General features: G+C 67.8%; 6 protein-coding genes and 1 pseudogene. 6 read left to right on the top strand and 1 reads right to left on the bottom strand.

Annotation, left to right across the window (positions count from 1 at the left end; genetic code table 11):
* A pseudogene (locus D466_RS24220) lies at positions 1-142 on the top strand (IS5/IS1182 family transposase); the annotation flags it as partial.
* A gap of 146 nt (positions 143-288) precedes the next feature.
* On the top strand, positions 289-507 hold the full coding sequence (locus D466_RS0117985) for a hypothetical protein (RefSeq protein WP_018915096.1): 219 nt from the start codon (positions 289-291) through the stop codon (positions 505-507).
* Between the two features lie 16 nt (positions 508-523).
* On the opposite strand, the gene yihA is transcribed toward D466_RS0117985, so the two are convergent.
* Complete coding sequence (gene yihA, locus D466_RS0117980) at positions 524-1,204, bottom strand: ribosome biogenesis GTP-binding protein YihA/YsxC (RefSeq protein ID WP_018915095.1); 681 nt, start codon at positions 1,202-1,204, stop codon at positions 524-526.
* Positions 1,205-1,306: 102 nt separating this feature from the next.
* On the opposite strand from yihA, the gene D466_RS0117975 reads away from it, so the two are divergent.
* From D466_RS0117975 to msrP, 4 genes are all read left to right on the top strand, one after another.
* On the top strand, positions 1,307-2,032 hold the full coding sequence (locus D466_RS0117975; RefSeq protein ID WP_018915094.1) for a cytochrome c: 726 nt from the start codon (positions 1,307-1,309) through the stop codon (positions 2,030-2,032).
* 296 nt (positions 2,033-2,328) lie between these two features.
* Positions 2,329-4,506, top strand: a complete 2,178-nt coding sequence (locus D466_RS0117970) for a cytochrome c biogenesis protein ResB (RefSeq protein WP_026285444.1) — start codon at positions 2,329-2,331, stop codon at positions 4,504-4,506.
* A gap of 14 nt (positions 4,507-4,520) precedes the next feature.
* The gene (gene ccsB, locus D466_RS0117965; protein WP_018915092.1) at positions 4,521-5,933 is read left to right on the top strand and encodes a c-type cytochrome biogenesis protein CcsB; all 1,413 of its coding nucleotides are present in this window, start codon (positions 4,521-4,523) and stop codon (positions 5,931-5,933) included.
* Between the two features lie 193 nt (positions 5,934-6,126).
* Positions 6,127-7,104 carry a protein-methionine-sulfoxide reductase catalytic subunit MsrP gene (gene msrP / locus D466_RS0117960; protein ID WP_018915091.1) on the top strand — a complete coding sequence of 326 codons (978 nt, stop codon included), beginning with the start codon at positions 6,127-6,129 and terminating at the stop codon, positions 7,102-7,104.

Below are 7,104 nucleotides of genomic sequence, written 5' to 3'. Positions count from 1 at the left end.
CGGCGTCATCAAGCGGCTGTGGGGCTTCAGCAAGGTGCGCTATCGCGGACTGGATAAGAACGCGACGCGCGCGTTCGCCGCGCTGGCCTTGAGCAACATCTTCATGTGCCGAAATCGGCTCATGGCACAGGTGCGTCCATAAGGGCGCAAGGCGGGTCGAAAGGCTCGCGAATGAGGCCCGATGGGCGCCAAATCACCCTCATCGAATCGAGTTCCCGCATCCTGAAATCGTAGGGCCCGGCTTCTGCAAAAACAGGTGCTTCTTCAGCGTTGCCTTAGATTCGCGCCATGGGCACGGACGCGGAAAACCTGATCCTCGAGCACCTGAAGCAATTTCAGGCGGCTCAGTCGCGGCTGGACCACCGCTTCGACGAGGTGATCCTGCGCCTCGGGCACCTCGAGCGCGGCATAGCGCATCTGGACGAAGCCTGCGCGCTGCTGAGCCTGCGCATGGACAAGCTGGTCGAGCGCGTGGCGCGCATCGAGCGTCGCCTCGAGCTCGCCTGAGGCCGCGAGGCCGCGCTTACACCGGCCGCGGCGGGGCCAGCAGCCAGCCCTCGATCAGCTGGCTGGCCTCTTCCAGGCCCTGGCGCGCGGTCGCCGAGAACAGCTGCACCGAGGTGGGCGCGAGCAGCCCGGCTCGGGCGCCGTTGCGGTGCAGGTCGTCGCGCACGGCCTGCGCCTGGCGCAGCTGCTCGTTGCGCGAGAGCTTGTCGGCCTTGGTCAGCAGCACGTGCACCGGCAGGCCGGAGGGGGAGAAATAGCCCAGCAGGGTCCAGTCCAGCGGGGTCAGGCCCTGGCGGCAATCGGCGATCAGCACCAGCCCGGAGAGCTGCCTGCGCTCGGCCAGGTACAGCGCGATGAAGCGCTCCCAGCGCTGCTTGGTGGCCAGCGGCACCGAGGCATAGCCGTAGCCCGGCAGGTCGGCCAGCAAGCCCACCGTTTCGCCGCCGAGCCCGACCGCGAACAGGTTGATGTGCTGGGTGCGCCCGGGTGTCTTCGACGAGAAGGCCAGGCGGCGCTGCCCGCACAGCACGTTGATGGCGGTGGACTTGCCCGCGTTGGAGCGGCCGACGAAGGCCACCTCGGGCCATTCGCTGTCGGGCAGCTGGCGCAATTCGGCCGCCGTGGTGAAGAAGCGCGCCGACTGCAACAGCGCGTTGGTGTCGGGCGCGGGCTTGCTGGAATTCCCTATATTCGTCATGACTTATATGTCGCTAGCATGCGGCATCTTAGCCCTGCGTCGCCCGTTGCCCGGCGGACGCCGCGCACAGGGCCTGTCCCGGACCATCCTGCGAAGCCTGCCATGCCCGATCGAGCGCGTCCCGAAGCCCAGCCGTCCCGCACGGTTTCGCACGCGGCGCGGCGCGCCGGCACGGCCCTGCGCGGGTGGCTGCTCGCCGCCGCATGCTGCGCCGCCGCCCCGGCGGCCCTGGCCGCGCCGGGGGGCGCGACGCTGAGCGCCCAGGCGCCCGACGCGGCGCAACTGCGCCACGGGCGCGCGCTGGCGCAGAGCTGCGCCGCCTGCCACGGCATCGACGGCAACGCCTCCGGGCCGCAGTTCCCGAAGCTGGCGGGGCAGGATGCCTCCTACCTGGAACGCGAACTCGAGCATTTCCGGCCGGCGCGCGCGGGGGCGCCGGCGGCGCGACCCAGTCCGGTGATGAACCCGATCGCGCAGGGGCTGTCGGCGCAGGACCGGCGCGACCTGGCGGCCTACTTCGCCTCCTGCCGGCTCAAGCCCGCGCTGGCGCCCCAGGCCTCGGAACTGGCCGACGGCGCGCGCATCTGGCGCGGCGGCATCGTCGGGCGCCGGGTGCCGGCCTGCGCTGCCTGTCACGGCGCCGACGGACACGGCATCCCGCCGCTGTATCCCTCGCTGGCGGGGCAGTGGTCGGAGTATCTGGTGTCGCAGTTGCGTGCATTTCGCGACGGTACGCGCAATGATCACGGGCCGATGCACGACATCGCCTCGCGCATGACCGAGTCGCAGATCCGCGAGGTGGCGGATTTCGCCTCCGGCCTGCATTGAGCCGGCGCCTCCTTGAGACAAATTCGACCCATTCGTTACCACGTTCCATGTGCGGGTTTGCTATATTGCACAAGTCCGGCTTCGCGGTTCGAGGCCCTGTTCCAGGTACGCAGCATATACACCTGGCTGTATTCATGGGGGCGCATGGGCCTAGAGGCCGTGCCGTTCCCGCAGGCAGCCGCCCCATCGAGCGCTCCACCATCGTCCCGCACCTGCGCGGCAGGGCCGCGCGCCGCGGTACCGGGGGCGACGGCGGCGCGCAGCGCGCCAGTCCCTAGGTCTTCGCACGGCAGTCCATGTCCTCCACCCTCACGACCCTCAGCACTTCCGGCCTGCAACTGCGTCGCGGCTCCCGAGCCTGGCGTACCGGCGTGGAGTTGCTGTCGTCGATGCGTTTCGCCATTGCCCTGCTGGTCGTCGTGGCCGTCGCCAGCATCATCGGCACGGTGCTGGACCAGGGCCAGCCGCTGAACAACTACGTGGACGAGTTCGGTCCCTTCTGGACCTCGGTGTTCCACCGCTTCGACCTGTTCAACGTCTACAGCTCCTGGTGGTTCCTGCTGATCCTGGGCGTGCTGGTGGTATCCACTTCCCTGTGCCTGGTGCGCAACACGCCGAAGATCCTGGCCGACCTGCGCAGCTACAAGGAGCATTTCCGCGAACAAGGCCTGCGCGCCTTGCACGACAAGGCCGAGGCGAGCCTGCCGCTGTCGCGCGCGCAGATGGTGCAGCGCGTGCAGGCGCACCTGCGCCGGCGCGGCTACCGCAGCCGCCTGCGCGAGAGCGAGGGCGCCACGATGGTGGCCGCCAAGACCGGCGGCATCAACCGCCTGGGCTACATCCTGGCGCACAGCGCCTTCGTGTTCATCTGCGTCGGCGGCCTGCTCGACGGCGACATGATGATCCGCCTGCAGATGCTGCTGACGGGCAAGAAGCTGCTCACCAGCAACATGCAGATCTCCCAGGTGCCGCCGCAGAACATCCTCTCGGTTCACAACCCGAGCTTCCGCGGAAATCTGCAGATTCCCGAGGGCGGCAGTTCCAACACGGCGGTGCTGACCATCGGCGACGGCTCGGTGCTGCAGCCGCTGCCCTTCACCATCCAGTTGCACAAGTTCCAGGTGGACTATTACTCCACCGGCATGCCCAGGTTGTTCGAGAGCCAGGTGCAGATCACGGATTCGCGCACCGGCAAGAGCTTCCCGGCCACCATCAAGGTGAACTCGCCGGTGACCTACGACGGCGTCACCATCTTCCAGTCGGGTTTCGACGATGGCGGCTCGCACCTGCAACTGCGGGCCTGGCCGATGCACGGCGTCGGCGACAAGCCCCTCGCCATCGACGGCGACGTCGGCAGCTCGCGCCAGCTCAGCGACGGCAGCCAGAGCCTGAACCTGGAGTTCACCGGTTTTCGCGCCATCAACGTGGAGAACCTGAACGCGGCCACGCAGCAGGGCCAGACGCCGGTGGCCCCGCGCGGCGGCCTGTTCGCGGGCTTCGACAAGCACCTGGGCGCGGCGGTGAACAGCCAGTCGGCCACCCACCCGACCAACGTCGGGCCGGCGGTGATCTACAAGCTGCGTGACGCCGCCGGGCAGGCGCACGAGTTCTTCAACTACATGCTGCCCATCGAGCTCGGCGGTCTTCGCGTGTTCGTCGCCGGCGAGCGCAGCGAACTCGGCGGCAGCTACCACTACCTGCGCATTCCGGCCGATTCCCACGACAGCGTGGACGACTGGATGCGCCTGCGTGCCGCGCTGTCGGATCCGAAGATGCGCGCCAAGGCGGTCGAGGCCTACGTGCGCGAGGCGCTGCCGCCCAACGCGTCGGCCCAGCTGGTCGATCAGCTGCGCGACACGGCGGGGCGCACGCTGGACGTGTTCGCCGGGGTCGTTCCCAAGGATCCGGCCACCGGCAAGCCGCTGCTGAGTTCGCCGGGCGGCCTGCCTGCGCTGGCCGAGTTCCTGCAGCGCAACGTGCCGAAGGAACAGCTGACCAAGGCTTCCAAGGTGTTCATCGACGTGCTCAACGGCACGTTGTGGCAGCTGTGGCTGGGAGAGCGGGCCCAGGCGGGCCTGCAACCCCCGAAGCAGGACGAGGCCAGCCAGCGCTACTTCAACGCCGCCGTGCTGGCGCTGTCGGACGCCACCTTCTACCCGGCGCCGCTGTACATGCAACTGGCCGGTTTCAAGCAGGTGCAGGCCAGCGTGTTCCAGGTGGCGCGCGCGCCGGGCAAGATCATCGTGTACTTCGGCGCCGGACTGCTGATCCTGGGCGTGTTCACCATGTTGTACATACGCGAGCGCCGGGCCTGGTTCCTGGTCAAGGACGAGGGCGAAGGCTCCAGCAAGACGCTGATGGCGATGAGCACGAATCGGCGCACAATCGAATTCGAGCGTGAATTCGGCGCGATGCGGGACGCTGTCCTGCAGTCCGCGGCAAAGCCTGCCGCGGGCGGCGCCGACCCAACCTGAGAAGGACCCAAGCGATGGAACTGACAAGCAAGCACCCAGGCCTCGATCTCGACGGCGCAAGCCTGGAACGGCGCTCCGGCCCGCTGGGCTACCTGAGCCGCCGCAGCGCCTACGACTGGGTGTTCCTGGCGCTGATCCTCGGCACCGACGGCTACGTGCTGCACCGCTTCGGTGCGGCGATGGGCTACTGGGTGCAACTCATCTTCCTCGGCGCCACCACGGCCCTGCTGCTGCTGGGCTGGGGCTGGAGCGCGCTGAAGAACCTGGCCATCGCGGTCGGCGTGCTGTCGCTGCTGGGCATCAGCCAGTACTACGGCCCCGGCGGCGTGCCGGTGCTGGCGCGGGGCGAACAGGAGTTCCTGCTCAAGTTCTTCCTCTCCAGCCAGACCGCGATCCTGTGGATGGCGCTGCTGTTCTTCGTCTCCACCGCCAGCTACTGGGTGGGCATGTTCACCGGAGGTGCCGCGACGGCGGCCGACGGTACCGCGCTGCGTGACGCGGGGGGCTGGCAGTCGAATTTCGCGCAGTACTTCGGCTCCCGCCTGGCCTGGGTCGGCGTGACCATGGCCCTGACCGGCACGATGATGCGCTGGTTCGAAAGCTACCTGGTGGGCCCCGACGTCGGCCACATCCCGCTGTCGAACCTGTACGAAGTGTTCGTGCTGTTCTCGTGGCTGACCACCACGCTGTACCTCTACATGGAGCACAAGTACCGTACCCGCTCGATGGGCGCCTTCGCCATGCTGGTGGTCAGCGCCGCGGTCGGCTTCCTGCTCTGGTACAGCCTGGTGCAGGGAGCCTACGAGATCCAGCCGCTGGTGCCGGCGCTGCAGAGCTGGTGGATGAAGCTGCATGTGCCGGCGAACTTCGTCGGCTACGGCTGTTTCGCCATCTCGGCCATGATCGGCTTCGCCTACCTGGTCAAGCTCAACGGCAACGAGAGCTCCTGGTGGAAGCTCGCCCCGCTGTGGCTGCTGGGCTTCGTGATGTTCTTCGAGCCCCTGGTGTTCCGCCAGGGCGGCATCTCCGAGTACTGGGGCGTGTTCGCCGGCATCTCGGCGCTGGCGGTGGCGGGGATCCTGTACGGGCGCCGCCGCATCGCCGAGCGCCTGCCGTCGCTGGAAGTGATGGACGACGTGATGTACAAGTCCATCGCCATCGGCTTCACTTTTTTCACCATCGCCACCATCCTGGGCGCGCTGTGGGCGGCGCAGGCCTGGGGCGGCTACTGGAGCTGGGACCCGAAGGAGACCTGGGCGCTGATCGTCTGGCTGAACTACGCGGCCTGGCTGCACATGCGCCTGATGAAGGGGCTGCGCGGGCAGTTCGCCGCCTGGTGGTCGTTGACCGGCCTGCTGGTCACCACCTTCGCCTTCCTGGGTGTGAACATGTTCCTGTCGGGCCTGCATTCCTACGGGAAGTTGTAAGGGGTTTCCGACGATTGCCTGACAAAAAGCCCGCCTCGTGCGGGCTTTTTGTCATCCGGGCCGCTGCCGAATAGGCCTAAGAACAGTAGGGTTGAAAAGCCGACTGTAAGGTTTCGCCGCGAAGTCCGACTCAAGAGCATGGGCAGGCGCCGCGGCGGCGCCGCCCCTCATCATCCCAGGGAGTGCACAGGCCATGAACAAGCGGCAACAACTCGGCTTCGAACATCCGGTGGCGTCGGACATCACGCCCGAGAGCGTGTACCGATCGCGGCGGGCCTTTCTGGGCACGGCGGGCGCGGCCGCGCTGGCCGGCCTGGTGCCGGCGGCCCCGGCACGCGCGGCCCAGGACGCCCCGGGCGCGCTGGCCGCCAGGCCCGATGCCCGGTATTCCACGAAGGAAAAGCTCACGCCCTACGGGGACGTGACCTCCTATAACAATTTTTACGAATTCGGCACCAGCAAGAGCGATCCGGCGCACAACGCCGGCAGCCTGCGCACGCGCCCCTGGACCGTGGTGGTGGAGGGCGAGGTGGCCAAGCCGCGCAGCTTCGGCATCGAGGATCTGCTGCGCCTGGCGCCGATGGAGGAACGCATCTACCGCCACCGCTGCGTGGAGGCCTGGTCGATGGTGATCCCGTGGACCGGCTACCCGCTGTCGCATCTGCTGCAGGCGGTGCAGCCCACGTCCAGGGCACGCTACGTGGAATTCGTCACCCTGCTGGATCCGGCCGAGATGCCCGGGCAGAACGACGCCGTGCTGCAGTGGCCCTACCTGGAGGGCTTGCGCATGGACGAGGCCATGCACCCGCTGGCGCTGCTGACCTTCGGCCTGTACGGCAAGTTGCTGCCCAACCAGAATGGCGCGCCGGTGCGCATGGTGCTGCCCTGGAAGTACGGATTCAAGAGCGCCAAGTCCATCGTGCGCATCCGCCTGGTGGAGCAGCAGCCGGTCACCTCCTGGATGCGCGCGGTGCCCAATTGGTACGGCTTCTACTCCAACGTGAATCCGCAGGTCAGCCCGCAGAACTGGAGCCAGGCGCACGAACGGCGCATCGGCCAGGGTTCCTTCGGCGGGCTGTTCACGCCGCAGATCCCCACCCGCCTGTTCAACGGCTACGGCGAGCAGGTGGCGCAGCTGTACAAGGGCATGGACCTGAGCAAGGACTTCTGA

The sequence above is a fragment of the Thiomonas sp. FB-6 genome (genome assembly GCF_000377645.1).
Lineage (GTDB): Bacteria > Pseudomonadota > Gammaproteobacteria > Burkholderiales > Burkholderiaceae_C > Thiomonas_A.
Note: the sequence above shows the minus strand (reverse complement) of the source record. Positions and strands in the feature narration are given on the sequence as shown.